Annotated in this window: 21 protein-coding genes and 1 pseudogene; 5 read left to right on the plus strand and 17 right to left on the minus strand. The window is 59.8% G+C overall.

Going from position 1 to position 26,946, the window contains the following annotated elements; all coding sequences use genetic code 11:
* Positions 1-25 precede the first annotated feature (25 nt).
* Positions 26-1,567 (plus strand): alkaline phosphatase, encoded by a 1,542-nt coding sequence (locus tag QYH43_RS00415; RefSeq protein WP_095058393.1) that lies wholly within the window; start codon positions 26-28, stop codon positions 1,565-1,567.
* 120 nt (positions 1,568-1,687) lie between these two features.
* On the opposite strand, the gene QYH43_RS00420 is transcribed toward QYH43_RS00415, so the two are convergent.
* From QYH43_RS00420 to QYH43_RS00430, 3 genes and pseudogenes are all read right to left on the minus strand, one after another.
* Positions 1,688-4,216, minus strand: a complete 2,529-nt coding sequence (locus QYH43_RS00420; RefSeq protein WP_095152083.1) for a sulfite reductase flavoprotein subunit alpha — start codon at positions 4,214-4,216, stop codon at positions 1,688-1,690.
* 131 nt (positions 4,217-4,347) lie between these two features.
* Positions 4,348-4,425 (minus strand): annotated as a pseudogene (locus tag QYH43_RS00425) (YqgE/AlgH family protein); the annotation flags it as partial.
* A gap of 26 nt (positions 4,426-4,451) precedes the next feature.
* Positions 4,452-6,776: a TonB-dependent siderophore receptor gene (locus tag QYH43_RS00430; RefSeq protein ID WP_095058395.1), complete on the minus strand. Its 2,325-nt coding sequence runs from the start codon at positions 6,774-6,776 to the stop codon at positions 4,452-4,454.
* Positions 6,777-6,984: 208 nt separating this feature from the next.
* Between QYH43_RS00430 and QYH43_RS00435 the strand changes: the two genes are divergently transcribed.
* Positions 6,985-7,665: a Fe2+-dependent dioxygenase gene (locus QYH43_RS00435; protein ID WP_095058396.1), complete on the plus strand. Its 681-nt coding sequence runs from the start codon at positions 6,985-6,987 to the stop codon at positions 7,663-7,665.
* A gap of 57 nt (positions 7,666-7,722) precedes the next feature.
* Positions 7,723-8,436 (plus strand): tetratricopeptide repeat protein, encoded by a 714-nt coding sequence (locus QYH43_RS00440; protein WP_095058454.1) that lies wholly within the window; start codon positions 7,723-7,725, stop codon positions 8,434-8,436.
* Positions 8,437-8,582: 146 nt separating this feature from the next.
* Here QYH43_RS00440 and QYH43_RS00445 read toward each other — a convergent pair whose 3' ends face one another.
* The 5 genes from QYH43_RS00445 to QYH43_RS00465 form a co-directional block, all read right to left on the minus strand.
* Complete coding sequence (locus QYH43_RS00445) at positions 8,583-9,746, minus strand: type III PLP-dependent enzyme (RefSeq protein WP_053154457.1); 1,164 nt, start codon at positions 9,744-9,746, stop codon at positions 8,583-8,585.
* Positions 9,747-10,406: 660 nt separating this feature from the next.
* A complete protein-coding gene (locus QYH43_RS00450; protein WP_095058397.1) occupies positions 10,407-11,564 on the minus strand; it encodes a betaine/proline/choline family ABC transporter ATP-binding protein in 1,158 nt (385 codons plus the stop codon).
* Positions 11,561-12,214, minus strand: a complete 654-nt coding sequence (locus tag QYH43_RS00455; protein ID WP_301155874.1) for an ABC transporter permease — start codon at positions 12,212-12,214, stop codon at positions 11,561-11,563. Before QYH43_RS00455 ends, QYH43_RS00450 begins: the two co-directional genes overlap by 4 nt.
* Before the next feature lie 12 nt (positions 12,215-12,226).
* Positions 12,227-13,120, minus strand: a complete 894-nt coding sequence (locus tag QYH43_RS00460; protein ID WP_095058399.1) for a glycine betaine ABC transporter substrate-binding protein — start codon at positions 13,118-13,120, stop codon at positions 12,227-12,229.
* A gap of 20 nt (positions 13,121-13,140) precedes the next feature.
* Positions 13,141-13,857, minus strand: coding sequence for an ABC transporter permease (locus tag QYH43_RS00465; RefSeq protein ID WP_095058400.1), 717 nt, complete (start codon positions 13,855-13,857; stop codon positions 13,141-13,143).
* 529 nt (positions 13,858-14,386) lie between these two features.
* Between QYH43_RS00465 and QYH43_RS00470 the strand changes: the two genes are divergently transcribed.
* Positions 14,387-15,970, plus strand: coding sequence for a peptide chain release factor 3 (locus QYH43_RS00470; protein WP_053154472.1), 1,584 nt, complete (start codon positions 14,387-14,389; stop codon positions 15,968-15,970).
* Positions 15,971-16,250: 280 nt separating this feature from the next.
* Here QYH43_RS00470 and QYH43_RS00475 read toward each other — a convergent pair whose 3' ends face one another.
* Together QYH43_RS00475 and QYH43_RS00480 are read right to left on the minus strand one after the other, a co-directional pair.
* Positions 16,251-16,619, minus strand: coding sequence for a DUF4440 domain-containing protein (locus QYH43_RS00475; RefSeq protein ID WP_095058401.1), 369 nt, complete (start codon positions 16,617-16,619; stop codon positions 16,251-16,253).
* A 47-nt stretch (positions 16,620-16,666) separates the two neighbouring features.
* Positions 16,667-17,320 carry an HD domain-containing protein gene (locus QYH43_RS00480; protein WP_095058402.1) on the minus strand — a complete coding sequence of 218 codons (654 nt, stop codon included), beginning with the start codon at positions 17,318-17,320 and terminating at the stop codon, positions 16,667-16,669.
* Positions 17,321-17,595: 275 nt separating this feature from the next.
* Here QYH43_RS00480 and QYH43_RS00485 point away from each other — a divergent pair, with 275 nt between their 5' ends.
* A complete protein-coding gene (locus QYH43_RS00485) occupies positions 17,596-17,853 on the plus strand; it encodes a hypothetical protein (protein WP_095058403.1) in 258 nt (85 codons plus the stop codon).
* Between the two features lie 154 nt (positions 17,854-18,007).
* On the opposite strand, the gene QYH43_RS00490 is transcribed toward QYH43_RS00485, so the two are convergent.
* The 7 genes from QYH43_RS00490 to QYH43_RS00520 all read right to left on the minus strand — a co-directional run bounded on the left by QYH43_RS00490 (position 18,008) and on the right by QYH43_RS00520 (position 26,853).
* Entirely contained in the window at positions 18,008-18,988 is a 981-nt protein-coding gene (locus tag QYH43_RS00490) for a peptide ABC transporter ATP-binding protein (RefSeq protein ID WP_095058404.1), read from the minus strand.
* A complete protein-coding gene (locus QYH43_RS00495) occupies positions 18,988-19,956 on the minus strand; it encodes an ABC transporter ATP-binding protein (RefSeq protein WP_095058405.1) in 969 nt (322 codons plus the stop codon). Before QYH43_RS00495 ends, QYH43_RS00490 begins: the two co-directional genes overlap by 1 nt.
* A 10-nt stretch (positions 19,957-19,966) precedes the next feature.
* Positions 19,967-20,893 carry an ABC transporter permease subunit gene (locus tag QYH43_RS00500; protein WP_095058406.1) on the minus strand — a complete coding sequence of 309 codons (927 nt, stop codon included), beginning with the start codon at positions 20,891-20,893 and terminating at the stop codon, positions 19,967-19,969.
* A gap of 10 nt (positions 20,894-20,903) precedes the next feature.
* Positions 20,904-21,914: an ABC transporter permease subunit gene (locus QYH43_RS00505; RefSeq protein ID WP_095058407.1), complete on the minus strand. Its 1,011-nt coding sequence runs from the start codon at positions 21,912-21,914 to the stop codon at positions 20,904-20,906.
* 73 nt (positions 21,915-21,987) lie between these two features.
* Positions 21,988-23,583: an ABC transporter substrate-binding protein gene (locus QYH43_RS00510; protein WP_095058408.1), complete on the minus strand. Its 1,596-nt coding sequence runs from the start codon at positions 23,581-23,583 to the stop codon at positions 21,988-21,990.
* A gap of 79 nt (positions 23,584-23,662) precedes the next feature.
* The gene (locus tag QYH43_RS00515; protein ID WP_095058409.1) at positions 23,663-25,081 is read right to left on the minus strand and encodes an OprD family porin; all 1,419 of its coding nucleotides are present in this window, start codon (positions 25,079-25,081) and stop codon (positions 23,663-23,665) included.
* Between the two features lie 173 nt (positions 25,082-25,254).
* The gene (locus QYH43_RS00520; protein WP_095058410.1) at positions 25,255-26,853 is read right to left on the minus strand and encodes an ABC transporter substrate-binding protein; all 1,599 of its coding nucleotides are present in this window, start codon (positions 26,851-26,853) and stop codon (positions 25,255-25,257) included.
* Between the last annotated feature and the right edge of the window lie 93 nt (positions 26,854-26,946).

The raw sequence follows: 26,946 nt of genomic DNA on the forward strand, positions 1-26,946 counted from the left end.
GTTTTTCCATTTCAGGGAGAACACCATGAGCGAATTCGATCCCGGGCGTCGCCGGGTCATGCAAGCGGTTGGTGCCGGATTGCTGTTGCCGGGGCTGGCGCCGGCGGTGATTGCGTCGGTCAAGGATCGGCCGCAACTCACGGATGGCGTGCAGTCCGGTGACCTTTTGGGCGACCGGGCGATTATCTGGAGTCGCAGCGACCGTCCTGCGCGGATGGTGGTCGAGTGGGACACCCGCAGCGTGTTCACCAACCCCCGACGATTCGTCTCTCCCCTGGCCGATGCCCGCACTGATTTCACCGCCCGGGTCGAACTCACCGGGCTGCCCGCCGATCAGGCGATTTTCTATCGTGTGCAGTTTGAAGATGCCCAGACCGGCGTGACCAGTGAGCCCTGGTTCGGTCACTTGCGCAGTGTGCCGCAGACCCGCCGCGACATCCGTTTTGTCTGGAGCGGCGATACCGTCGGCCAAGGCTTCGGCATCAACCCGGACATTGGCGGCATGCGCATTTATGAAGCCATGCGTCGGCGCCTGCCGGACTTTTTTATCCACAGCGGTGACAGCATTTACGCCGACGGTCCCGTGCCAGCTCAGCTCACCACCGAAAGCGGCCGGGTGTGGCGCAACATCACCACCGAGGCCAAGAGCAAAGTGGCTGAGACCGTGGATGATTACCGTGGCAATTATCGCTACAACCTGATGGACGAAAACATCCGTCGTTTCAACGCCGAGGTCCCGCAGATCTGGCAGTGGGATGACCATGAAGTGGTGAACAACTGGTCGCCGGGAAAACAACTGGACGCGCGCTACCTGAGTAAAGATATCCACAGCCTGGTGGGCCGTGCACGTCAGGCCTGGCTCGAATATGCACCGATGCGGTTGCAGAGTGCCGATGGTGGCGGGCGGATGTATCGTCAGCTCGGTTACGGGCCGCTGCTTGATGTGTTCGTGCTCGACATGCGCAGTTATCGCGGTGCCAATGACGACAATCTCGGTGCTGCAAAACCGTTCCTTGGGCGCGAGCAACTGGACTGGCTGAAGACGTCGCTCAAAGCGTCGAAAGCCCAATGGAAAATCATCGCCGCCGACATGCCGATTGGCCTGGGTGTGGGCGACGGAGAAGTCAGCCCCGGTGTGCCGCGCTGGGAAGCGGTGGCCAATGGTGATCCCGGACCGGCCCAGGGACGAGAGCTGGAGGTCGCTGAACTGCTCGGTTTTCTGCGGGCGCAGCAAGTGCGCAATTTTGTGTTCATTACGGCGGATGTGCATTACTGCGCGGCGCATCATTACCATCCGGACAGGGCCGCGTTTCAGGATTTCGAACCGTTCTGGGAGTTCGTTGCCGGACCGCTGAATGCCGGCAGTTTCGGGCCTGATGCGCTGGATAAAACCTTCGGCCCGGAGGTCGTGTTCGAGAAGGCGGCGCCAGTGCAAAACGCCTCGCCGTTTGCCGGGTTTCAGTTTTTTGGCGAGGTGAACATTGACGGGCAAACAGGGGAGTTGAGTGTGGTGTTGCGGGATCTGGATGGGGTGTCGGTGTTCGAGCAGAAGCTACAACCGGTTTGATTAACCCTTGAATCCCTGTAGGCGCGAGCCTGCTCGCGAAGGCGTCGTGTCAGTCAACATCATCGTTGCTGACATTCCGCTTTCGCGAGCAGGCTCGCTCCTACAGTGGGATGCGGTGAATCAGTAGACGTCGCGGCGGTAGCGGCCTTGTTCTATCAGCCGTTCGACTTCGGCGGCGCCAAGTAGGTCGTTGAGCACCTGATCCACGCCTGACGCCATGCCCTGAAGGCTGCCGCAGATGTAGATCACCGCACCGTCCGCCAGCCATTGTTTCAACTCGTCGGCCGACTCGCGCAGGCGATCCTGTACGTAGATTTTTTCGGCCTGGTCGCGGGAAAACGCCAGGTCGAGGCGTTCGATGTCCCCGGCAATCAACCATTCTTCCAGCTCATCGCGGCACAGGTAATCGTGTTCGCGATGGCGCTCTCCAAACAGCAGCCACTGGCGCTGCTGACCATCGGCAATCCGCGCCTTGAGCAGGCTGCGCAACCCGGCGAGTCCGGTGCCATTGCCCAGCAGAATCATCGGCACCGGTTCGGCCGGCAGATGGAAGCCGCTGTTGCGGCGCACGCGCAGGCTGATCGCGCTGCCTACCGGAGCGTGTTCGGTCAGCCAGCCCGAGCCGACGCCGAGGTTGCCATCGGCATGCACTTCCTGACGCACGATCAACTCCAGCACACCATCGGCCGGGATCGAGGCGATTGAGTATTCGCGCATGGCCAGCGGCACCAGGGCATCGGCCAGCGCTTGCGCGTGCAGGCCGACCAGATGGGTGCGGTTTTCCGGCAGTTGGCGACTGGCCAGAGCCTGTTCGAGGGTTTCCTCCAGGCCGTTGATCCGCACCTTGGTTTCACCGTGAATGCCCAGACCATCAAGGAAGTGCTCGATGGCCCACAGGCAATTGCGCGGCATCACTTCGACGAGGTCGCCCGCCAGCCAGCTGCTGGTGGAGGGCGGTTTGAGGCCCAGCAGGTACACCGGCGAACCACTGCTGTCCGGGTTGAGCAGATCGCGGCGGGTCAGGGTCCAGTTGTCGTAGCTTGGCGCTTGCCAGGTATCCACCGGTGCCTGACCGGTCAGTTGGCCCAGTTGCTGCTGCCAGTGACGCAGGGCGTAAGGATCGCCGCTGTCGACTTCCACCGGGGCGAACAGCGTCTTGCCGCCGTGTTCACCGAGCCAGCTGTGCAAGCGTTTGGCGAAACCGCAGAAGTGCTGATATTGACGGTCGCCCAGTCCGAGGACGGCATAGTTAAGGCGGCCAAGGCTAGGCGTGCGGCCCAGCACTTTGCGTTCGAACCCGCGGGCGCTGTCCGGTGCTTCGCCGTCGCCGAAGGTGCTGACCACGAACAGCGCATTGTCCGAATCATGCAAATCCTGCTCGCTGATGTCGGCCAGTGGCTGCACCTTCACCGGTAAACCGGCGGCCTGCAATTGCCCGGCGGTTTGCCACGCCAGTTGTTCGGCAAAACCGCTCTGGCTGGCGAAACCGATCAGCCAGGCCGGCCCATCGCTGCCCGTTTGCACGAGACCGCTGCGAGCGTCCTTGATCTGGCGTTTCTTGCGGCGGCGATCGAGGTACAACAGCCAGCCAGTGACGAAGAACAGCGGCATGGTCAGGGAGGTGATCATCAGGAGGATGCGCCCGACAATGCCGAAGTAGCTGCCGACGTGCAGCGCGTAGATGCTGGTCAGCAGTTGTGCCTTGAAACTCTTGTCGCTGTAGCGCTCCACTCGCTTGACCACGCCGGTGGCCGGGTCGAGGGTGATCTGGTTGAGCGCACGGTCATGAGGCGAAGTGCTCAGCAGGTAGTAAACCGTCGCAGGTTGGCCGGCCACGGGTGGCATGCGCACGTTGTAGGAACTGAGTTGCGGACCGGCGGCGCTGTAGATGCTGCTCCACATTGCTGCGTAATCGGCGGTCGGTGCCGGACCGCTTGGCCCGGGACCGCGTCCGCCGCGAACGCGTTCGTTCTGCGGCGAATCGGAGAGCAAGCGGGTCAGGCCCTTGTTGTACCACTCATAAGACCAGGTCAACCCGGTCAGCGCCGCCAGAAGGTAAAACACCAGGCACCACGTACCGGCGACCGAGTGCAGGTCCCAGTTGAAGCTGCGGCCCTTTTTCTTCCAGTCCAGGGTCAGCCAGGTGCGCCAGCTTTTCCACTGGCGCGGCCAGCGCAGGTAGAGACCGGACAGGCAGAAAAACACCAGAATCAGCGTGCAGGCACCGGTGATCTGCCGCCCGGTGTCACCCATGGCGAGGAAGCGGTGCAGGCGCAGCATCAGGCCGAAGAAGTCCTGGCCGGTGGCATCGCCCAGGAACTCGGCGGTGTACGGGTTGAAGTAGCGCATCTCGCCGCGGCGTTCACCCGGTGGCGGGGTGAAGAACACTTTGGCGGCATTGCCACTGTCGGTTTCCACCGTGAGCATCGAGACTTTCTTGCCGGAGGCGGCTTCGATTCTCTCTACCAGTTCGGCGGGCGGCAGTACGCCAGCCACCGTTTTTTCGACCTGCAACACAGAGGGGTTGAGTACGCTCAGGATTTCATCCTGAAACGACACGCTCGCCCCGGTGATACCCATCAGGGCCAGGACCAACCCGGCGCTGATGCCGAAAAACCAGTGCAACTGGAACAGGGTTTTCTTCAACACGTCACTCGCCTTGTTCGTTCGAAATTGTCATCACGGCGCGCATTATGCCGTGGGGTTGTCGAGAAGCATTCTTTTTTACGTACAAAAGCCCCGCTCATCTGGATGAACGGGGCCTGGTCCAACACCAACTATGTAGGAGCGAGCTTGCTCGCGAAAAACTCGAGAACGACGCGGGGTGTCAGGCTAGGCGCGTTATCGTTGACGACCATCGCGAGCAGGCTCGCTCCTACATTGATCAGAAGTGGAAGTTGGTGCTCAGCAGCGCGGTACGACCGGCCGCCTGGTTGGCGAAGTGAGTCGAGAACGCCTTGTCGTAGTAGGTTTCGTCGGTCAGGTTCTGCACGTTCAGTTGCAGGTCGACGTTTTTGGTCAGCTTGTAAGCCGCCATCGCGTCGTAGCGAACGTAGGATTCGACCATGGTGGTGTTGGCGGCACTGCCGAATACGTCGTCGACATAGAACGCACCGCCACCGAGGGTCAGCTTCGGCGTGACTTGATAAGTCGTCCACAGGCTGGCGCTGTTTTTCGGTGTGTTCGGCAGTTCGTTACCGTCGTTGGCTTTGTTGGCCGGCATGTCGCCGCCGTCAACTTGCTCGCTGTCCATGTAGGCGTAACCGGCGAAGACCTGCCATTTGTCGGTGAGCTTGCCGCTGGCCGACAGTTCGAAACCTTGAACGCGGGTTTTGCCGACGTTTTCGTACGTGGTGGTGTTGGTTTGCACACGAGCGTTGTCTTTCTCGGTGCGGAAGATGTCAGCGGTCAGCGACAGACGATCATTCAGCAGATCCCACTTGGTACCGATTTCGTAGTTCTTGGTGGTTTCCGGCTCCATGTCGCTGCCCAGCAAGTTGCCGTTGCGATCAGGGGTGCCGCCCAGCGGGTTGCCGTCCTGGCCTTCGCCGAGGGTTGCGCCCGGTGGCGTTGCCGACGTCGCGTAGGACGCATAGATGCTGCCGTTTTCGGCTGGTTTGTAGACCACACCGAATTGACCGGTGACGAACTCGCTGACGTCATCGCCCTTGGAGGTCGTGGTGCCTGCGGCGTTGTAGGTCTTGTAGTCGGTGTCGAAATGGTCGTAGCGCAGGCCCATGTTCACCAGCCACTGTTCGGACAAGGTCAGGGTGTCGAACACGTACAGCGCGTAGGTTTTACCCGTGGTGTCGGTGCCGGCGTAGTTGCGTGTAATCGAACCGTTCCATGGGTCGTTCGGGTTCGGGTTGGACAGCGAGGTGCAGTTGTAACCGCTTGGCGCACCGATCTGCGCCGGATTGCAGGTATTGGTCGCCGCAGCGGTTCTTGGCGTGGTGTCGGTGTTGACGGTGTACGAAGACTTCTGGCTTTCCTCGCGGCTCAACTCGATACCGGTGGCGAAGCTGTTCTTGAACCCGGCGATGTAGACGTCACCAAACAGGTCGGTCTGGTTGGTCGTCGTTTCGGTGTTGCTGACACGGGTGTTGGCCCGGCGCCAGACGCTGCCGTTGTTGACGTTGCCCTTGCTGTCGTCCGGCTGGGTCAGGATGTAGTCCTGCATGCTGTTGCCGTGACGCAGGGTGTTCTTGACGGTCAGCGCGTCGTTCAGGTCGTGCTCGACGGCGATGGTCGCGGTGTCGGTGCGGCCCTTGCGGAAATCGCGGTCGTTCAAGCCGTAGAAGTTGCTGCTGTCGCCACCGTCGTTCGGCTTGTCCGGGTTGGACTTGGTGCGCGCTGCCGAACCTGCAGTCGGGATCGAGTACGGAATGCCCGAGTCCGGGGTGTCGTTGCTCTCGAGATGGTAGTAATCGAGGTTGACGCGGGTGGCGGTGCCCAGGCCGAAGGCCAGGGATGGCGCGATGCCCCAGCGGTCGTAATCGACGCTTTCACGGCCGGCGACGTTGCTTTCGTGGCTCATCAGGTTCAGACGGCCAGCGGCGGTGTCGGTGAACTGGTAGTTGCCGTCGAAGGTGTAGCGCTGGGTCTGGTCGGAACCCCAGGTGAAGCCACCGTCAAGCGAATCGCCCAGGTGCGCTTTTTTGCTCACCAGGTTGATGCTGCCGCCAGCAGCGCCACGACCGCCGATAGCGGAGTTCGGGCCTTTGCTGACTTCGATCGATTCCACGGCGAAGATCTCGCGGCTCTGCGAACCGGTATCGCGCACGCCGTCCAGATAAGTATCGCCCTGGGCGTCGAAGCCGCGAATGAACGGACGGTCGCCCTGTGGGTTACCGCCTTCACCGGCGCCGAAGGTGATGCCTGGAATGGTGCGCAGGGCGTCCTGCATGTTCATGGCGCCGGTGTCTTTCAACACTTGTTGCGGAATGACAGTGACCGAGCGCGGTGTGTCCACCAGCGGTGCGGTGTACTTGGGCGAGGAGGCTTTCTCAACGTTGTAGGAAGTCTCGTCCTGAGCTTCGCCGGTGATGGCGGTAGCGCCCAGGGAAATCACGTTATCCGGAGCTTTTTCGTCGGCCTTTTCCGCCGCGAAAACCATGTGTCCCGCCGAACCGGCAGTAATTGCCATGCCGATGGCCGATGCGAGCAAACGTGGTGAACTGACCGGTACTTGTGGTTGTGAACGTGACATTTGGACTTCCCCTCCCCAAGGATTTGAGGCGGCGGAATATAGGGTAAACACGTATTTGTATCAATTGCGAAACATTACTATTCGTACTGAATTTACATTCTTTACAATTTACCCTTACGGTTTTTACTACTTCATTCGTCTGGCGGGTTTTACACGGGCAATAAGAATCAATACCATTGCCGTCCCTTTGCCATCTGGTGTCGTTGTCATGTTGCTGCACATACCCGGCCTGTTCGAAAAAGACGAAGTACAGCGCATTCGCGAAGCGCTGGAGCAGGCTGATTGGGCGGATGGCAAGATCACGGCGGGCTTTCAGTCGGCCAAGGCCAAGCACAATCTCCAGTTGCCGGAAAACCACCCTCTGGCCAAGGAAATCGGTGCGGCCATGCTGGAGCGGCTGTGGAAAAGTCCGCTGTTCATGTCAGCGGCGCTGCCACACAAAGTCTTTCCTCCGTTGCTGAACTGTTACACAGCCGGCGGCAGTTTCGACTTCCACATCGATAACGCCGTGCGTCAGCCCAAGGGCAGTATGGAGCGGGTGCGCACCGACCTCTCGGCCACGTTGTTCTTCAGCGAGCCCGAGGACTACGACGGCGGCGAACTGGAAATCCAGGACACTTTCGGCACCCAGCGGGTGAAGTTGCCGGCGGGTGACATGGTTCTGTACCCCGGCACCAGTCTGCACAAGGTCAATGCCGTCACGCACGGAACGCGATACGCCTCGTTCTTCTGGACCCAAAGCCTGGTGCGTGAAGACAGCCAGCGTGCACTGTTGTTCGAGATGGACGGCGCGATCCAGCAACTGACCCGGGACCTGCCGGATCACCCCTCGCTGATCCGCCTCACCGGCACTTATCACAACCTGTTGCGTCGCTGGGTCGAGGTGTAAGTGGCGGACTTTCGGTTACGCCGCGAGGAAGTGCTCGACGGTGAGCGGCTCAAATCCATGCTCGACGAAAGCCCGGCGCGTGCAGCCCAGGCGATTCTGATCGCGGCTCGCGAAGACGTCCTCGATGCCCAGGCGCTGCTCGGGCAGATTCTGCTGGACGGGCAGGGCATCGCTCAGGATCAGCCGCTGGCGGTGCGCTGGTTCGACATCGCTGCGCGTCGTGGGCATGTGATGGCGCGCAACATGCTCGGCCGTTGTCATGAGCATGGTTGGGGCTGTGCGGCTGATGTATCGTCAGCGGCCAGGCATTATCGACTGGCCGTCACCGCCGGGCTGGATTGGGCGATGTACAACTACGCCAATCTGCTGGCGACCGGGCGCGGGGTGGTTGAGGATCAGCTTCAAGCGCTGAGTCTCTATCGCCGCGCTGCCGAGTTGGGCCATGCAAAATCGATGAATCTGTTGGGACGGTATCTGGAAGAAGGGCGGGTCTGCCCGAAGGATTTGAAAGCCGCGCATGACTGGTATCGGCGTTCGGCCGAGGGTGGTGACTTTCGTGGCCAGTTCAGTTTTGCAGCAGTGTTGGCGGATCAAGGGAATATCGACGAGGCATTGCAATGGCTGCGCAGGGCGCTGACCGGCGGCAATCTGAATTTCCTGCGGGTCGCGAGCAAAGCGTTGTTAAACGCAACCGATCCGCAAATTCGAGCGTTGGCACCGGCGTACGCCCAGCGCTCCGCCGAACTCGAACAGGGCATCAAACCTCTGTAGGTGCCGGCTTGCTGGCGATTAACGGTCACGCGGCGCGGTGCATCTGGTTAACGGCGGTGCCTGGATCGCCAGCAAACCGGCTCCTACAGGGTCACCCACAAAAAAGCCCATGACAGGTCATGGGCTTTTTGTTTTCTACGCAGTTTTTACACGTAGAACGACTTCAGCGGCGGGAAGCCGTTGAATTCAACAGCGCTGTAGCTGGTGGTGTAGGCACCGGTCGACAGCCAGTACAGGCGATCACCGATGGCCAGGTTCAGCGGCAGGCCGTACTTGTAGTTTTCGTACATGATGTCGGCGCTGTCGCAGGTCGGGCCGGCGATGACCACTTCTTCCATCTCGCCTTTCTTCTCGGTCCAGATCGGGAACTTGATGGCTTCGTCCATGGTTTCGATCAGGCCGGAGAACTTGCCCACATCCGTGTACACCCAACGCTCGACGGCCGTACGGGATTTACGTGCAACCAGTACCACTTCGCTGACCAGGATGCCGGCGTTGGCGATCAGCGAACGGCCTGGTTCCAGGATGATTTCCGGCAGGTCGTCACCGAAGTCTTCCTTGAGGAAGCGGATGATTTCTTCGGCGTAGGTTTCCAGGCTGTTGGTGCGGGTGATGTAGTTGGCCGGGAAGCCGCCGCCCATGTTGATCAGCTTCAGGTGGATGCCGTCTTCTTCCTTCAGGCGTTCGAAGATCACTTTGACCTTGGCAATCGCCGCGTCCCAGACGCTGATGTCGCGCTGCTGCGAGCCAACGTGGAACGAGATGCCGTAAGGCACCAGGCCCAGGTCGCGGGCGAGGATCAGCAGGTCCATGGCCATGTCGGTCTGGCAACCGAATTTGCGCGACAACGGCCAGTCAGCGGTGGTCGAGCCTTCGGTCAGGATGCGCACGTAGACTTTCGAGCCCGGCGCGGCCTTGGCGATGTTGCGCAGGTCGGCTTCGGAGTCGGTGGAAAACAGGCGCACGCCCTTCTCGTAGAAGTAGCGAATGTCCTTGGATTTCTTGATGGTGTTGCCGTAGCTGATACGGTCGGCGCTGACGCCGCGATCCATTACTTTGTCCAGCTCATAGATCGAGGCGATGTCGAAGCTCGAGCCTTTCTCTTTGAGCAGGTCGATGATTTCAACGGCCGGGTTGGCCTTGACCGCGTAGTAGACCTTGGCGAATTCGAAACCGGCGCGCAGGTCGTCGTAGGCCTGGCTGATCATCGCGGTGTCGATCACCACGAACGGGGTTTCGTGCTTGTCGGCGAACGCCTTCATTTTGTCAAAAGTGGCGCGCGCGAAATAATCTTCGACCTGAATCGACATACTTGGGACTCCTAGTGGCAAACGTCGTTAATCAATGGGTGCAAATGAACGTCCTCCGTATCCCCACTTTGGTTCGCCTACTTCCCAAGGCATGTCGCCGAAAGCAAAAAGGCCATGGGAAGTGCTGCTTTTCCCTTGGCCTTGCTGTCTCGTCGTCAGTACTTGAGCCGGATGGATCGTTTCCAGCATGGACGTTCGGCGCGAACTTTAGGGCGTGAGGGGCTTGAGATCAACAAAAAATGTCGCGTTTTTGCACGCTTCTGACGTGCGTCGTGCGCATCACTCTTTGTAGCCGACCGAGATGACGGACAGATGTTCCCTTGAAATTTTGAAGTGTTAAAAATACCTGCACGTTCGACGCTTTTGTGCGCCAAGTCCCTTGGAAGTACGATAGCGTCAACATCGGCGACGTTGGCTGCGAAAAGGTTTGTTGTGGGGGATTTTGGCTGTTGCAGTAGGTGTTTTTGAGGCGCTGTTACAGGCGCAGCTGTTGATATTTTTTTCCGGCCTTGAAAGTATTCAGCTTTCGCACCGAACCTGTGGGAGCCAGCCTGCTGGCGATGACAATTTCATCATCACCACAGTGTTGACTGGTATTTCCCTATCGCTAGCAGGCTAGCTGCCACAGGGTTTTGCGTTTTTACCGGGCGATTGGTGTGATCAGGCGACCACTGCCTCGGCAGGCGAAACGATGCTGGTCTTCATCCCCCGCGAACGACCCGAACTCAAATAAGCCGCAATCGACTCCTGCGTCACCTCGCCCAGAAACACCCGCTCGGCATCCATCACCGGCAGCCACGCCCGGTTGAACTCGTACATCCGCGACAGCAGGATACGCAAATGCTCGTCGTACGCCGCGGTGGCGTTGAACTCGCGAAGGTACTGCGCGCAGGTGCCGGTCTGACGGTGCAGGTCGCGACGTCTTACATAACCCAGGGCTTTATTCTCGGTACAAGTGACCACCACATAGCGGCGGTCATGCTCGTCCATCAATTCCAGCGCATCGGCCACCGACGTTTCCGGGCTTGCGGATGGCGCGTTGTCCGCTGCATCTTCGGCCTTCACCAGCAGCAGACGCTTGAGCGTGCTGTCCTGGCCGACGAAGTTGCTGACAAACTCATCCGCCGGGTGCGCGAGCAACGTGTCCGGGTGATCGATCTGCAACAGCTTGCCGGCGCGGAAGATCGCGATCTTGTCGCCGAGCTTGATCGCCTCGTCGATGTCGTGGCTGACCATGATCACCGTCTTGTTCAGCGCCCGCTGCATTTCGAAAAATTCGTTCTGGATCATTTCGCGGTTGATCGGGTCGACCGCGCCGAAGGGTTCGTCCATCAGCAGCAACGGCGCATCCGCCGCGAGTGCGCGAATTACGCCGATCCGCTGTTGTTGGCCACCGGACAATTCCCGTGGATAACGATGCAGGTATTGCTTGGGTTCAAGCTTGATCATGCTCATCAATTCGCGGGCACGGTCGTGGCATTTCTGCTTGTCCCAGCCGAGCAGTTTCGGTACGACCACGATGTTCTCTTCGATGGTCATGTTGGGGAACAGGCCGATCTGCTGGATGACGTAGCCAATGTTGCGACGCAGGGTCACTTCGTCGAGCTCGGTGGTGTCTTCGCCGTTGATCAGGATCTTGCCCGAGGTCGGTTTGATCAGGCGGTTGATCATTTTCAGCGTGGTGCTTTTGCCGCAACCCGATGGCCCGAGGAACACGCAGATTTCGCCTTCATTGACGGTCAGGCTTACCGAGTCCACGGCTTTGACGTCTTTGCCGTTGCTTTGGAAGGTCTTGCTGAGGTTTTGAAGTTCGATCATTTGAGTAATCCTTTTGGAGTCAGCGAACGTTGCAGCCATTGCAAAAGCAGGTCGGCGAAGATGGCCAGCACACTGACCACCACAGCGCCGACGATCAGCATCGACATGTCGCTGCGGCTGACGGAAGCGAGGATGAGCACACCGAGGCCACCGGCGCCGATGGTGGCGGCGATGGTCATGACGCCGATGTTCATCACCACGGCGGTGCGCACGCCGGCGAGGATCACCGGTACGGCGATGGGCAACTCGACCATGCGCAGGCGCTGGCCGAAGGTCATGCCGATACCGCGTGCGGCTTCGCGAATGCCCGGTTCGACGTTGGTCAGCGCCAGGTAGGTGTTACGCATGATCGGCAGCAGCGAGTACAGGAACACCGCAGTAATCGCCGGCATCGGCCCCAGACCCTGGCCGAACTTGGAGTAGAGCGGCAGCAGCAGGCCGAACAGGGCAATCGACGGCACGGTCAGCAATACGGTGGCGCTGGCTTGCAACGGACCGGCGAGGCTCGGGAAGCGTGTCATCAGGATACCCAGCGGCACGCCAACCAGAATCGCCAGGGTCACGGCGACACCGACCAGCGTGATGTGTTGCCAGGTCAGGTGAAGCACTTGGGCCCAGTCGAGATGGGAAAAGGCATTGAGAAAATCCATGTCGTCTCCTTCTCAGTTCAGTGGGTGTTGGCGCAGGAAATCGGCGGCAACGGATGAAGGACTTTGGTGATCGACATCGACCCGTGCATTGAGCTGGCGCATGGTTTCGTCATCGAACAGGTCGGCTAGCGGCTTGAGTTGCGCGGCCAGTTGCGGGTGCGCGTCGAGATACTCTTGGCGCACCACCGGTGCGGCGGTGTAGTCGGGGAAGTAGTGTTTGTCGTCTTCCAGCAACTTGAGCTTGAAGGCGCTCAAGCGTCCGTCGGTTGTGTAGACCAGACCGGCAAACACCTGGCCATTGCGCAGGGCGGTGTAGACCAGTCCCGCGTCCATTTGACGGATATTGCGGCGGGTCAGGTCCATGTCGTAGAGCTTGACCATGCCGGCCAGGCCGTCGGAACGGTTGGCGAACTCGGTGTCCAGCGCCACCAGTGGATTGTCTTTGGCTTCGTCGCGCAAGGCCCGGTCAAGGTCACTGATGGTTTGGATCTGCGGGTACTTGGCTGCGATTTTTTCCGGCAGTGCCAAGGCGTAGGTGTTGCTGAATTTCGACGGTGAGAGCCAGGTCAGGCCTTTCTTCGCATCCAGCTCGGTGACTCGTGCCAGTGACTGCTGGCTGTCGAGTTTTTCCGTGACGTGGTTGTAGGAAACCAGCGATACGCCGGTGTACTCCCAGACCATGTCCAGTTGTCCGCTTTCCTGGGCACTACGGGCCAGGTTACTGCCCAAGCCACCGGTGACCTTGGCGTCGTAGCCTTTGGTGCGCAGGTATTGAGCGGTGATTTCCGCGAGCAGGGTTTGTTCGGTGAACACCCGGGCGCCGATGCGGATCAAGGGTTTTTCCGCGGCTTGGGCAAATCCTGCGAACAGCAGGACGCAGCCTAGTAAAAAGCTAGAAGTTTTCATGACGATTCCTTTGCCGAGGCTTAAGACGGGCGCAAGCCGCGTTCGAGCCAGAGGCGGCTGGCGAGTGTCACCAGGCCGTCGAGCAACAAGGCCAGCAGGGCGGTGCAAGCGGCGCCGAGCAGCAATTGCGGCTGATTGTTCAAGGCGATGCCGGGGAAGATCAGGCTGCCGAGACTGTTGGCGCCGATCAGGAACGCCAGCGGCGCCGTCCCGACATTGATCGCCAGGGCCACGCGCACACCGCCGATGATGATCGGCACGGCGTTGGGCAACTCGACTTTCCACAGCACCTGGCGCGGGGTCATGCCGATGCCGACGGCGGCTTCCTTGAGCGAGCCCTGAACGTTTTTCAGGCCTTCGTAGGTGTTGCGCACGATGGGCAGCAGCGAGGCGAGGAACAGGGCGAAGATGGCAGGGCCGCTGCCGATGCCGAGGAAGCCGAGGGCGATGGCCAGGACGGCGAGGGGCGGAACGGTGTTGCCGATGTTGAAGAACTGCATGAAGCGTTCGGCGCGGCCGACCATGGACGGGCGGCTGAGGAGGATACCGGCAGGAATGCCCACGACAAGGGCGGCCAGCATGGAAGCGAGGACGAGAATCAGATGAGCTTGCAGGTAAAACAATAAATCGTCGCGGTAAAGTTCGATCGTATTGATGCCGATCCAGTGGATCAGCAGGGCCAGAAGGGCGATTACCAGCGCGCCTCCTATCAGCCCTTTGCCATAGTGGATAGCCACAGGCGGACTCCTTTTTTCAGTCGGCGAACACTTTCTCGTGTGGCAACGCCATTCCTGGCTGCCGAAAAAATGATCGCGATAAGCAGCTCATGCCGAGCGCGTTCCACTGTAGGAGCGAGCCTGCTCGCGAAAAACGTCCAGACAACGCGTACCTTCAGGTACCCAGCGTTATTGTTGACGTCCATCGCGAGCAGGCTCGCTCCTACAGGGGTTAGGCGCGCAGCAATCGAGCCATGAGCACAGCCTCGTCAGGCCGATTTGCAGGTGTTTCTGGCCCCCGACGAGTGGTCGTAACGGGGGAGTGGACGTCTCCGTGCTTTAAAAGGTTCCCACGTTCGACACCATTTTGCCACCCGTAGGAGCTGCCGAAGGCTGCGATCCTTTGATCTTTGGCGTGGTTTGAATCGCCAAAATATCGCAGCCTTCGGCAGTTCCTGCAGGTGCTCACCCCCTACGGACGGTGGTCCGTCGGTTACTTTTTAAGCTATACTCGCCGCCCTTTTTTGAATCACCTGCCAGGCGATTTCCCATGACCAAACAGGCCGCCGAAGTCGCGAAACGCCGCACTTTCGCCATTATTTCCCACCCCGATGCCGGTAAGACCACCATCACCGAAAAGCTCTTGCTGATGGGCAAGGCGATTGCGGTGGCCGGCACGGTGAAATCGCGTAAATCCGACCGCCATGCCACCTCCGACTGGATGGAAATGGAAAAGCAGCGTGGTATTTCCATTACCACGTCGGTCATGCAGTTCCCGTATCGCGAGCACATGATCAACCTGCTCGACACCCCGGGCCACGAAGACTTCTCCGAAGATACCTACCGTACCCTGACGGCGGTCGACTCGGCCTTGATGGTCCTCGATGGCGGTAAGGGTGTAGAGCCACGGACCATCGCCCTGATGGACGTCTGCCGTCTGCGTGACACGCCGATTGTCAGCTTCATCAACAAACTCGACCGTGACATCCGCGACCCGATCGAACTGCTCGACGAAATCGAAGCCGTCCTGAAGATCAAGGCAGCGCCGATCACCTGGCCGATTGGTTGCTACCGTGATTTCAAAGGCGTGTATCACCTCGCCGATGACTACATCATCGTGTACACCGCCGGTCACGGCCACGAGCGCACCGAAACCAAGATCATCGAGAAGCTCGATTCCGATGAGGCGCGTGCGCACCTGGGCGACGAGTACGAGCGCTTCATCGAACAGCTGGAACTGGTGCAGGGCGCCTGCCACGAGTTCAATCAGCAGGAGTTCCTCGACGGTCAGCTGACCCCGGTGTTCTTCGGTACGGCACTGGGCAACTTCGGTGTCGATCACGTGCTCGACGCCGTCGTCGATTGGGCACCGCGCCCACTGGCCCGCGTGGCCAACGAGCGCACCGTGGAGCCGGTGGAAGAGAAGTTCTCGGGCTTCATCTTCAAGATCCAGGCAAACATGGACCCGAAACACCGCGACCGCATCGCCTTCATGCGTATCTGCTCCGGCAAGTACGAAAAAGGCATGAAGATGCGCCACGTGCGCACCGGTAAGGACGTGCGAATCGGCGACGCGCTGACCTTCTTCTCCTCCGAACGTGAGCAACTGGAAGAAGCCTTCGCTGGCGACATCATCGGTCTGCACAACCACGGCACCATCCAGATCGGCGACACCTTCACCGAAGGCGAAGTCCTGGGCTTCACCGGTATCCCGCACTTCGCCCCGGAACTGTTCCGCCGCGTTCGCCTGAAGGATCCGCTGAAATCCAAGCAACTGCGTCAGGGCCTGCAACAGCTCGCCGAAGAAGGCGCGACCCAGGTGTTCTTCCCGGAACGCAGCAACGACATCATCCTCGGCGCCGTTGGTGTGCTGCAGTTCGATGTGGTCGCCAGCCGCCTGAAAGAGGAATACAAGGTCGAGTGCTCCTACGAGCCGATCACTGTGTATTCGGCACGCTGGATCGAATGCGGCGACAAGAAGAAGCTTGAGGAATTCTCCAACAAGGCTGTGGAAAACCTGGCACTGGACGGCGGTGGTCACCTGACCTACCTCGCGCCTACGCGGGTCAACCTGGCACTGATGGAAGAGCGCTGGCCGGACGTGAAATTCCGTGCGACGCGTGAGCATCATTAAGCGCTGAGCTGAAAGGCCAGAAACCCCGTCGCGAAAGCTGCGGGGTTTTTTGTTGCCTGACGCAACCCTCTGTAGGCGCGAGCCTGCTCCGGGCGGCGTTCCGACGGTGATTTCAAGCGCACCGCGTTTATCCAGGCTGCGCACGTCATCGTTGACGTCCATCGCGAGCAGGCTCGCTCCTACAGTAATCCGGGACGTTCACAACATTCTCTGACTCGCCGCGGGCACTGTAGGAGCGAGCTTGCTCGCGAGGGATCCGGATTCGCCATGAATGCCTGCGTCATTGTTCACTGGGAATCAATGTCCCCTGGTGGAAAACCATCTGCCACTGCTCGCCCCGATTACGCCAGATGGAACTGCGCAGACTGTGGACTGCGCCGGGATGGTCGTGGCTGTCGACGTAACAATGATAAGTCACCAAGGCGGTCTCTTCTGACAATGGCTTGATGGCAAAGTGGCTGATGCTCCGTTGGATAAACGACTCATGGGGCAACTGCTCGACCACTTCGGCCTTGCTCCAGATGCCGCCACTGGCGCTGAACTCGATAAAGTCATCCGCGAGTAGGCGTGAGATTTCTTCAGCATTCCGTCGAGTCGTGTGTGACAGGAGGCGTCGTTCAAGTTGCAGCAGTGTTTGCGACAGATCCATGGCGCTTGTCCTTTCCTGAGTTATGCCGGTTCAGTGCTCCTGGCGTATCAGCCAATCCCGATCTCTTCCTTGAACTGTTCCAGAAACCCCTTCAAACGCTCATGACGAACCTGTGCCAGACGTTGCCCTGTCGCAGTCTGGAAGCCGTCTGCCAAGTGCAGCAGCTTGGTCTGGAAATGGTCGATGCAGAAGCGAGTGTCGTCATAGTCGCGGTCATTGGCCTGCGGGTCCTGCGGGTCGTAGAGGGCGCTGCCCATGCGCCCGGCAACGTAAAAGGTGCGGGCGACGCCGAGCATACCCAGGGAGTCGAGGCGGTCGGCGTCCTGCACGATTTTCGCTTCCAGCGAGGTCGGCGAGATGTTGGCGGAAAAGCTATGGGCTTCGATGGCGTGGGCGACGGCGGCGATTTTTGTCTCGCGCCAATCCAACTTCGCCAATACCCCTGACGCTTTGCGCGCTGCCAATTGCGATGCCTGCGAGCGCAACGGCGAGTTCTTTTCCACTGCTACACAATCATGCAACAACACCGCCGCCAGCAGCACCTCTAGATCGCCACCTTCCTGTGCCTGAATCAAGTGGGCGTTGTGCCAAACCCGTTGCAGGTGCGAAAGGTCGTGAGCGCCGTCTTCCGAGGGTTCCAGGGCGTGAGGTAGCAGGGTGGTGGCGAGTGATTGCATCGGTGCGAAGGCGTTGCTGATCATGCTGTGTCCTTTGATTAAACGTGTCGATCACGGGAAGTCCTGTCCTGCGTACATCCCGCGAATCCCGCGAATCCTGCGAGGGATTCTGTGGGTGCACAAGCGTTCTGGAAGGCGGAACACGCTTTGACCTTTTCGGCATAACTATTATTCAAAACCAATCTGCCAGGCATTGGCATTTTCTCTCATCTGTTAGCGTCCTATCTGGAGAACCCGGCTGATCGGAACTAGATTTTAATCAGCGCCAGAAAGGCACTCTATGAAGGAGGGATTCGACTATGAACAGATGGCTACGCGTTTTATTGATGTTGAAGGTGCTGGTGATGTTGACCTTGGGCAGTTCGGCGGTTTGGGCTGAGTGTGAGGAGCACGAGACACAGGCATCGAGCGGGCAGGGGGCGCATGGCGAGCTGATGATCGCCAAGTCCGAGTCCGAACCGGGCGATCAGGGGCAGGGTGGTGCTGCGAGCGATGACGATTCGACCACCGACGAGCCGGACTCCGATGAAGAGGAAGAGGGCGACAGCCAGACGTAAATCACAGACAAAATAAAACCCCTTCCAGTGAAGTGGAAGGGGTTTGGTCAACAGAAACCCTGTGGGAGCTAGCCTGCTGGCGATAGCGGCATACCAGTCAACATTTGTGGTTACTGGCACACCGCAATCGCTAGCAGGCTAGCTCCCGCATTTTTTACGCCGCGCCGTCGAGGAATTGCTCGGCGTAATGGCAAGCCACCTGCCGGCTGTCGAGCAGGCGCAGGGCCGGTTCTTCAGTGCTGCAACGCTCGGTGGCGTACGGGCAGCGCTTGTGGAAAGCACAGCCGGACGGTGGGTTCAGCGGGTTGGGCAGTTCGCCGACGATCTTGATTTTCGGCTTGTCCGGATCCGGGTGGATGGTCGGCGTGGCCGACAACAGGGCTTGGGTGTACGGGTGCAGAGGGCGGGTGTAGATGTCCTCTTTCGGGCCCATTTCCACGGGGCGGCCGAGGTACATCACCATCACGTGATCGGCGACGTGACGCACCACCGCCAGGTTGTGCGAGATGAACACGTAGGCCGTGTTGAATTCCTGCTGCAAATCCATGAACAGGTTCAGCACCTGTGCCTGAATCGACACGTCGAGCGCCGAGGTCGGTTCGTCCGCCACCAGCACTTTCGGTTGCAGCATCATCGCCCGGGCGAGCGCAATCCGCTGGCGCTGACCGCCGGAGAACATGTGCGGATAGCGCTGGTAATGCTCAGGCCGCAAACCCACCTGCTTCATCATCGCCTGGACTTTGTCGCGGCGTTCCGAGGCGCTGAGGTTGGTGTTGATCAGCAATGGCTCGGCCAATTGATCACCGACTTTCTGCCGCGGGTTCAACGAGGCGTACGGGCTCTGGAACACCATCTGCACGTCTTTGCGCAGTTGCTTGCGCTGGGCCTTATCGGCGCCGGCGACTTCCTGTCCGGCGATTTTCAAGGAACCGGAGGACGGCTCTTCGATCAGGGTCAGGGCACGGGCGAGGGTGGACTTGCCGCAGCCCGATTCACCGACGACGGCGAGGGTCTTGCCGGCTTCCAGTTCGAACGACACACCGTTGAGGGCGCGTACGGTCGCGTGTCCCTTGAACAGGCCACGGGACACTTCGTAGTGACGGGTCAGGTCGCGGGCGGTAAGAACGACGGCCATTACGCCACCTCCTGGTTCAGCGGGTAGAAGCAGCGGGCGAGGCTGTGGCTTTTCGGATCAAGGCTCGGACGCTGCGCACGGCAGTTGTCCTGCACATACGGGCAGCGCGGCGACAGCAGGCAACCCTGCGGACGGTCGTAGCGACCGGGCACGATGCCTGGCAACGTCGACAAGCGCGCGGCGCCGAGGCTGTGTTCCGGAATCGCCTTGAGCAGCGCTTCGCTGTACGGGTGTGCCGGGATGTCGAACAGTTGCGGCACCTGGCCGACTTCGACGGCTTGACCGGCGTACATCACACACACGCGCTGGGCGGTTTCAGCCACGACGGCGAGGTCGTGGGTGATCAGCACCAGGCCCATGTCCTGCTCTTTCTGCAACGCCAGCAGCAGGTCCATGATCTGCGCCTGGATGGTCACGTCGAGGGCGGTGGTCGGTTCGTCGGCGATCAGCAGTTTCGGTTCACCGGCAATCGCCATGGCAATGGCGACACGCTGGCTCATACCGCCGGAGAGTTGATGCGGGTAAGCGTCCATGCGGCTCGCGGCACCCGGGATTTCAACTTTTTCCAGCAGTTCGATGGCGCGTTTGCGGGCGGCCTTGCCGGACATTTTCAGGTGCAGGCGCAGCACTTCTTCGATCTGGAAACCCACGGTGTAGCTCGGGTTCAGCGCGGTCATCGGGTCCTGGAAAACCATCGACAGGTCTTTGCCGACGATTTGCCGACGCTGACGGTTGCTCAACTTGAGCATGTCCTTGCCGTCAAAGCTGAGCGAGTCGGCGGTGACGATGCCGGGATGCTCGATCAGGCCCATCAGCGCCATCATGGTCACGGACTTGCCCGAACCCGACTCGCCAACGATGGCCAGCACTTCGCCCTTGTCCACTTTCAGGTCGAGACCGTCGACCACCGGCACGGCGTTCTTGTCGCCGAAGCGAACGTTGAGATTCTTGATTTCTAGCAGTGACATGGGAATCTCCTCAGGCGGCGTTCTTGAGTTTCGGGTCCAGCGCATCGCGCAGGCCGTCACCCATCAAGTTGATTGCCAGCACGCTGAGCAAAATGGTCAAACCCGGCAGGCTCACGACCCACCACGCGCGTTCGATGTAGTCGCGGGCCGAAGCCAGCATGGTGCCCCACTCAGGGGTTGGCGGTTGTACGCCAAGGCCGAGGAAGCCCAGGGCGGCGGCATCGAGAATCGCCGAGGAGAAGCTCAGGGTCGCTTGAACGATCAGCGGTGCCATGCAGTTGGGCAGCACGGTGATGAACATCAGGCGCGGCAGACCGGCACCGGCCAAGCGGGCGGCAGTCACGTAGTCGCGGTTCAGTTCGCCCATCACCGCCGCGCGGGTCAGACGAACGTAGGACGGCAGGGACACCACGGCGATGGCGATTACGGTGTTGATCAGGCCAGGGCCGAGGATGGCGACGATCGCCACAGCCAGCAGCAAGGAGGGCAGGGCCAGCATGATGTCCATCAAACGCATGATGGTCGGGCCGAGTACGCGCGGGAAGAACCCGGCGAGCAAGCCCATCAGGATGCCCGGGATCAGCGACATGACCACCGAGGACAAGCCGATCATCAAGGACAACCGCGAACCCTGGATCAGGCGCGACAGCAAATCGCGGCCCAGCTCATCGGTGCCGAGCAGGAACTGGATCTGCCCACCTTCCAGCCAGGCCGGCGGGGTCAGCAGGAAGTCGCGGTATTGCTCGCTCGGATCATGGGGCGCAACCCACGGGGCGAAGATGGCGCAGAAAATCACCAGCAGCATGAACATCAGGCCGGCGACGGCGCCCTTGTTCTTGGAGAACGCTTGCCAGAATTCTTTGTACGGCGACGGGTACAGCAGGCTCTGATCCACGACGGGCGTGGCGGTGGCTACTGAGGATGTTGGAGTGCTCATGGTATTGACCTCAGCGCTGATGACGGATGCGTGGGTTGGCAAAGCCGTAGAGGATGTCCACCACGAAATTGACCAGAATCACCAGGCAGGCGATTAACAGGATGCCGTTTTGTACGACCGGGTAGTCCCGGGCGCCAATGGCTTCGATCAGCCATTTGCCGATGCCGGGCCAGGAGAAGATGGTTTCGGTCAGGACCGCACCGGCCAGCAGGGTGCCGACTTGCAGGCCGACCACGGTCAGCACCGGAATCAGCGCGTTGCGCAGGCCGTGCACGAACACCACGCGCGACGGCGACAGGCCTTTGGCGCGGGCGGTACGGATGTAGTCCTCGCGCAGCACTTCGAGCATCGAGGAACGGGTCATCCGCGCAATCACCGCCAGCGGAATGGTACCCAGCACGATGGCCGGCAGGATCAGGTGATGCAGGGCATCGAGGAACGCGCCGACGTCATCGGCCAGCAGCGTATCGATCAGCATGAAACCGGTGCGCGGCTCGATGTCGTACAGCAGGTCGATCCGCCCGGACACCGGGGTCCAGCCCAGGCTCACCGAGAAGAACATGATCAGGATCAGGCCCCACCAGAAGATCGGCATCGAGTATCCCGCCAGGGAGATGCCCATCACCCCATGGTCGAACAAGGACCCTCGCTTGAGGGCCGCGATCACCCCGGCCAGCAGGCCCAGGATGCCGGCGAACAGCAGCGCGGCCATGGACAGTTCCAGGGTCGCGGGGAACAGGGAGGTGAACTCGGTCCACACGCTTTCACGGGTGCGCAAGGACTCGCCGAGGTCGCCGTGGACCAGCTTGCCGATGTAATCCAGGTACTGGGCATACAGGGGTTTGTTCAGACCTAGGCGTTCCATTGCCTGAGCGTGCATTTCCGGGTCGACTCTGCGTTCGCCCATCATGACTTCCACGGGGTCGCCAGGGATCATGCGAATCAACGCGAAGGTCAGCAAGGTGATGCCGAAGAACGTGGGGATCAGTAACCCCAGTCGGCGGGCAATAAAACTAAACATCGTAAGGTGTACCTCATCAGCCGGTTAGGCGTGCCCGGCATGCCTGGGTCGGGTATGCCGGGAGTTTTCTTATTTACTTCACCTGGGTGGTGGCGAAGTTATTCGTGGTGAGGGGGCTAATGTGATAGCCCTCTACGTTGTTGCGCATTGCGGTGAACATTCTAGTGTGTGCCATGCTGATCCAAGGCTGGTCCTGATTAAAAATAACCTGGGCCTGCTCGTAGAGTGCTGCGCGTTCGGCCGGATCGGTCTTTTCCCGGGCCTGATCGAGCAGCGCCTGGAACTTGTCATTGCACCAGCGTGCATAGTTTTCGCCGTTCTTGGCGGCTTCGCAACTGAGCATAGGCGTCAGGAAGTTATCCGGGTCGCCGTTATCGCCCGCCCATCCGGCGGAAACCATGTCGTGCTCGCCGTTTTTGGCGCGCTTGAGCATTTCGCCCCATTCCATCACGCGGATGTCGATCTTGATCCCGACCTTGGCCAGGTCGGCCTGCATCATCTGCGCGCCGAGCATCGGGTTGGGGTTGGTCGGACCGCCACCGTTGCGGGTGAACAGGGTGAACGTGGTGCCTTCCGGTACGCCGGCTTCCTTGAGCAGGGCACGGGCCTTGTCGAGGTCACGGACGGGGTTCTTCAGGCTGTGGTTGTAACCCAGCAGGGTGTCCGGGTACGGGTTGACCGCTGCTGTCGCATTGCCTTTGCCGAACAGGGCATTGACGTAGGCTTCCTTGTCGAACGCGATGTCGATGGCTTTGCGCACCCGCACATCACTCATGTATTTGTGCGTAGTGTTCATCGCGACGTAGGACACGGTCATCGCGTTCAGTTCGTCGACTTTCAGGTTCGGGTCTTTCTTGATGCTCGGGATATCGTCCGGCTTCGGATACAGCGCCACCTGACATTCGTTGGCCTTGAGCTTTTGCAGGCGCACGTTGTTGTCGGTGGCGATGGCCAGGATCAGCGCTTCGGCCGGTGGCTTGCCACGGAAATAATCCGGGTTGGCCTTGAAGCGGACCTGGGCGTCCTTGTTGTAACGCTGGAACACGAACGGACCGGTGCCGATCGGCTTGTTGTTCAGATCGCCAGTCTTGTTGGCCTTGAGCAACTGGTCAGCGTACTCGGCGGAGTAGATCGACGAGAAGGCCATGGCGATGTCGGCCAGGAACGGCGCTTCGCGACGGGTCAGGGTGAACTTGACCGTGTTGTCGTCGACTTTCTCGACGCTTTTTAGCAGTTCCTTGAAACCCATGCTTTCAAAGTACGGGAAGCCCACGCTCGACAGCTTGTGCCACGGGTGATTCGGGTCCAGCTGACGCTGGAAGCTCCAGACCACGTCGTCGGCATTCATGTCGCGGGTCGGCTTGAAGTAATCGGTGGTGTGAAACTTGACGCCTTTGCGCAGGTGAAAGGTGTAGCTCAAACCGTCTTCGCTGATGTCCCAGGAGTCGGCCAGGGCCGGAATCACGTCAGTGGTGCCGGGCTTGAAGTCTGCCAGGCGATTGAAGATGGTTTCGGCCACGGCGTCGGCGGTGACTGCAGTCGTGTACTGGACCATGTCGAAGCCTTCGGGGCTGGCTTCGGTGCAGACCACCAGCGGCTTGGCCGAGACACCGACAGCGACACTCAGCAAGGCGGCTGCGATGGCCGCACGTAGGGGAAGCATTTTCATCTATAACCCTCTGCAATCGATTGGAAGGACAAAAGCCGAACGGCCGGTTCATTGCTGAATCAGCCGTTCGGCAGGTGCATTACAAAATGTTGAACGGGATGGTGGTCACGAGACGGAACTCGTTGATGCTGCCATCAGCCTGGTTTTCGCTGGCGCGGTGAGCGGTGTAGGTGCCACGGATCGTGGTGGCCTTGAGCGGACCGCTCTGCACGGCGTATGTGGTACCGATGCCGTATTCATAGTGGTGTTCACCGTCCATGGACTGCACGCTGGCGTAAGCGCCGCCATTGTTATGAGTACCGTCGATGCCCCAGCCGCGGGCCTGATAGATGTTGAACTTCAGCCCCGGCACACCGTATTCGGCCATGTTCAGGCCATAGGCCACCTGGAAGGATTTCTCGTTCGGGCCGTTGAAGTCCGACAGCAGGGAGTTGGCCAGGTAGATGCCGTTGGTTTCGTGCAGGTAATCGAAGTACTCGTTGCCGTTCACTTCCTGGTACGAGAAGGTCAGGGTATGGGCCTGATGGGTCAATCCGAACGACAGGGAATAGGTGTCGTTGTCGATGTCGCCCAGCAGTTTTTTGCCTTCGTCGACCGTCTTGTAGTAGTTCAGTCCGGTGGTCAGGCTCAGTACCGAGCTGTCCCCCAGCACGTGACTCGCGCCGAAGTAGTACTGGTTCCACAGGTCTTCGGCCTGGGTACCCCACAAACTGGTGGTCAGGCTGGCGAACGGCTGGTAGGTGATCCCCGCAGTGTTCACGTGGTCGGCTTCGATGACCGTGTCGGCGTATTCGGCGCGGAATTTACGCAGGCTTTCTTCGGTTCGCGGTGAGTTGCGATCGAACGTGGCCAGGTCGAATGACAGGTTTTCCAGCTCTTCGCTGTGCAGGCTCACACCCTGGAAACTCGAGGGCAGGGCACGGTTGCCGATCACGTCGACCATCGGGCTGCTGAAGTTCTGGCGGCCGGCGGTCAGTGTGGTGTTGGAGAGACGAGCCTTGACGTTAGCCAGACCCAGTTTGCTCCACTGGTCTTCCGCCTCGCCGCCGTTTTCAGTCAGGGTCCGGTTGTTACCCAGACCGGGAACGCCATTGAGCGGTGCTCCGCCATTGGCAGAGGCGAGGTTCTTGCGATCACGCTCAAGGGCGACGGCGTTGTAGGCAGCGACTTCAGTGCTGAAACCGACGGTGCCCTCGGTGAAGCCCGAGTTGTACTTGATGATGGTGCCTTGTACCCAGTTGATGCGGCGGTCCGTGTTGGTCAGTACACCGTTCTTGTTGTACTTGAAATGGGCACCACGTTTCAGTTGTTCGTTGGCGTACCAGTTGCGCGTGGTCCCGCCGATCGACTGGCCTTCGACAAAGCCGCTGGCTTCGCTCTGGGCACTTTTCTCTTTCACGGTCACGGGCGTGAAAGCCTGGCTCTGGGTTTCAGCGTACGCCGTGGCGGTTACGCTGCTGATGGCCAAGGCCAGTATCGTTGTGCTGCTCAGTTTCATGGGTAAAGCTCCTTGCTTTCTATTTTTATGACCGGTCTTTTTTCTGTGATCCGGTTTGGTTTGGAACTCATTTACGTCATCGCAAACGTTTGCTTGATGCCAGGATGGCGAAAAAAGGCAACACGCCTGCGTGGGGATGGAAAATCCACCCCCTGGCGTTTTTGGCTAATCGGTTATTTTTCTAGGCCGACACCCGAGAACACGTTGCGGCCGAAGGGGCTTACTTTGAACCCTTCGATTTTGGTGCTCAGCGGTTGGTTGACCGTTGAGTGGGCGACTGGCGTGATCGGCACCTGCTGTTTGAGCAACTGCTGCGCCTGTTTGTAGAGCACGGTGCGCTGGTCGCGGTCGGTGACGACCTTGGCCTGCTTGATCAACTTGTCGTAAGCCGGATCACACCACATCGAGTAGTTGTTGCCGCCAATGGCGTCACAGCTGTACAGCGTGCCCAGCCAGTTGTCCGGATCACCGTTGTCACCGGTCCAGCCGATCAGGCTGATGTCGTGCTCGCCATTCTTGGTGCGCTTGATGTACTCGCCCCATTCATAGCTGACGATCTTGACCTTGAGGCCGATCTTCGCCCAGTCGGCCTGGAGCATCTCGGCCATCAACTTGGCGTTGGGGTTGTACGGGCGCTGCACAGGCATGGCCCACAGGGTGATTTCGGTGCCTTCCTTCACACCGGCCGCCTTGAGCAATTCCTTGGCTTTTTCCGGGTTGTAGGCGGCGTCCTTGATGGTTTCATCGTAGGACCATTGGGTTGGCGGCATGGCGTTGACGGCCAGTTGCCCCGCACCCTGGTAAACGGCATTGAGAATGCCTTGCTTGTTCACCGCCATGTCCAGCGCCTGGCGCACTTCGAGCTGGTCGAAGGGTTTGTGGCGCACGTTGTAGGCGATGTAGCCGAGGTTGAAACCGGGCTTCTCGATCAGTTGCAGTTTCGGGTCATTCTTCAGCGCGGGCACATCGGCAGGGCGAGGGTGCAGCGTGATCTGGCATTCGTTGGCCTTGAGTTTCTGCACCCGCACCGACGCATCGGTGTTGATGGCGAAAATCAGGTTGTCGAGCTTCACGCGGCTCGGGTCCCAGTATTGCTTGTTACCGGTGTAGCGGATGTTCGAGTCTTTCTGGTAGCTCTTGAACACGAACGGCCCGGTGCCGATCGGCTTCTGGTTGATGTCGCTCGGTTTGCCTTCGGCCAGCAGTTTGTCGGCGTACTCGGCGGACAGGATGGCGGCGAAGCTCATGGCGATGTTCTGGATGAACGCGGCGTCCACGCTGTTGAGCGTCATGACCACGGTCAGCGGCCCGGTCTTTTCGACCTTGGCGATGTTCTTGTTCAGGCTCATGCCGTTGAAGTATGGGAACTCGGTCGGATAAGCCTTACGGAAAGGTTGTTGCGGGTCGAGCATGCGATTGAACGTGAACAGCACGTCATCGGCGTTGAAATCACGGGTCGGCGTGAAGTACTTCGTTGTATGAAATTTCACCCCTTCGCGCAGGTGAAAGGTGTAAGTGAGGCCGTCCTCGGAAATATCCCAGCTAGTGGCCAGGCCCGGTACGACATTGGTCGCGCCTTTTTCGAACTCTGCCAAACGGTTGTACAGCGGCTCGGCGGCGTCATTGTCGGTCGCCGTGGTGTACTGCGCCGTGTCGAAACCGGCGGGGCTGCCCTCGGAGCAGAACACCAGGCTGCTGGCGGCCTGGCTCATGGAGGTGGCGGCCAACAGGCCGCTGCCCAGCAATGCGGATAAAACCAAGGTATGGCGCATAACGCTCCCTTTTCTCAAAGTGTGGTCAATGAGTCGCCATCTCGTCCAGGACGTGGCGGCAGCACTGAGTTCAAGCCATACAGGCAGCAAAAC

This window comes from Pseudomonas sp. C32 (assembly GCF_030417915.1).
In the GTDB taxonomy this organism is placed as follows: domain Bacteria; phylum Pseudomonadota; class Gammaproteobacteria; order Pseudomonadales; family Pseudomonadaceae; genus Aquipseudomonas.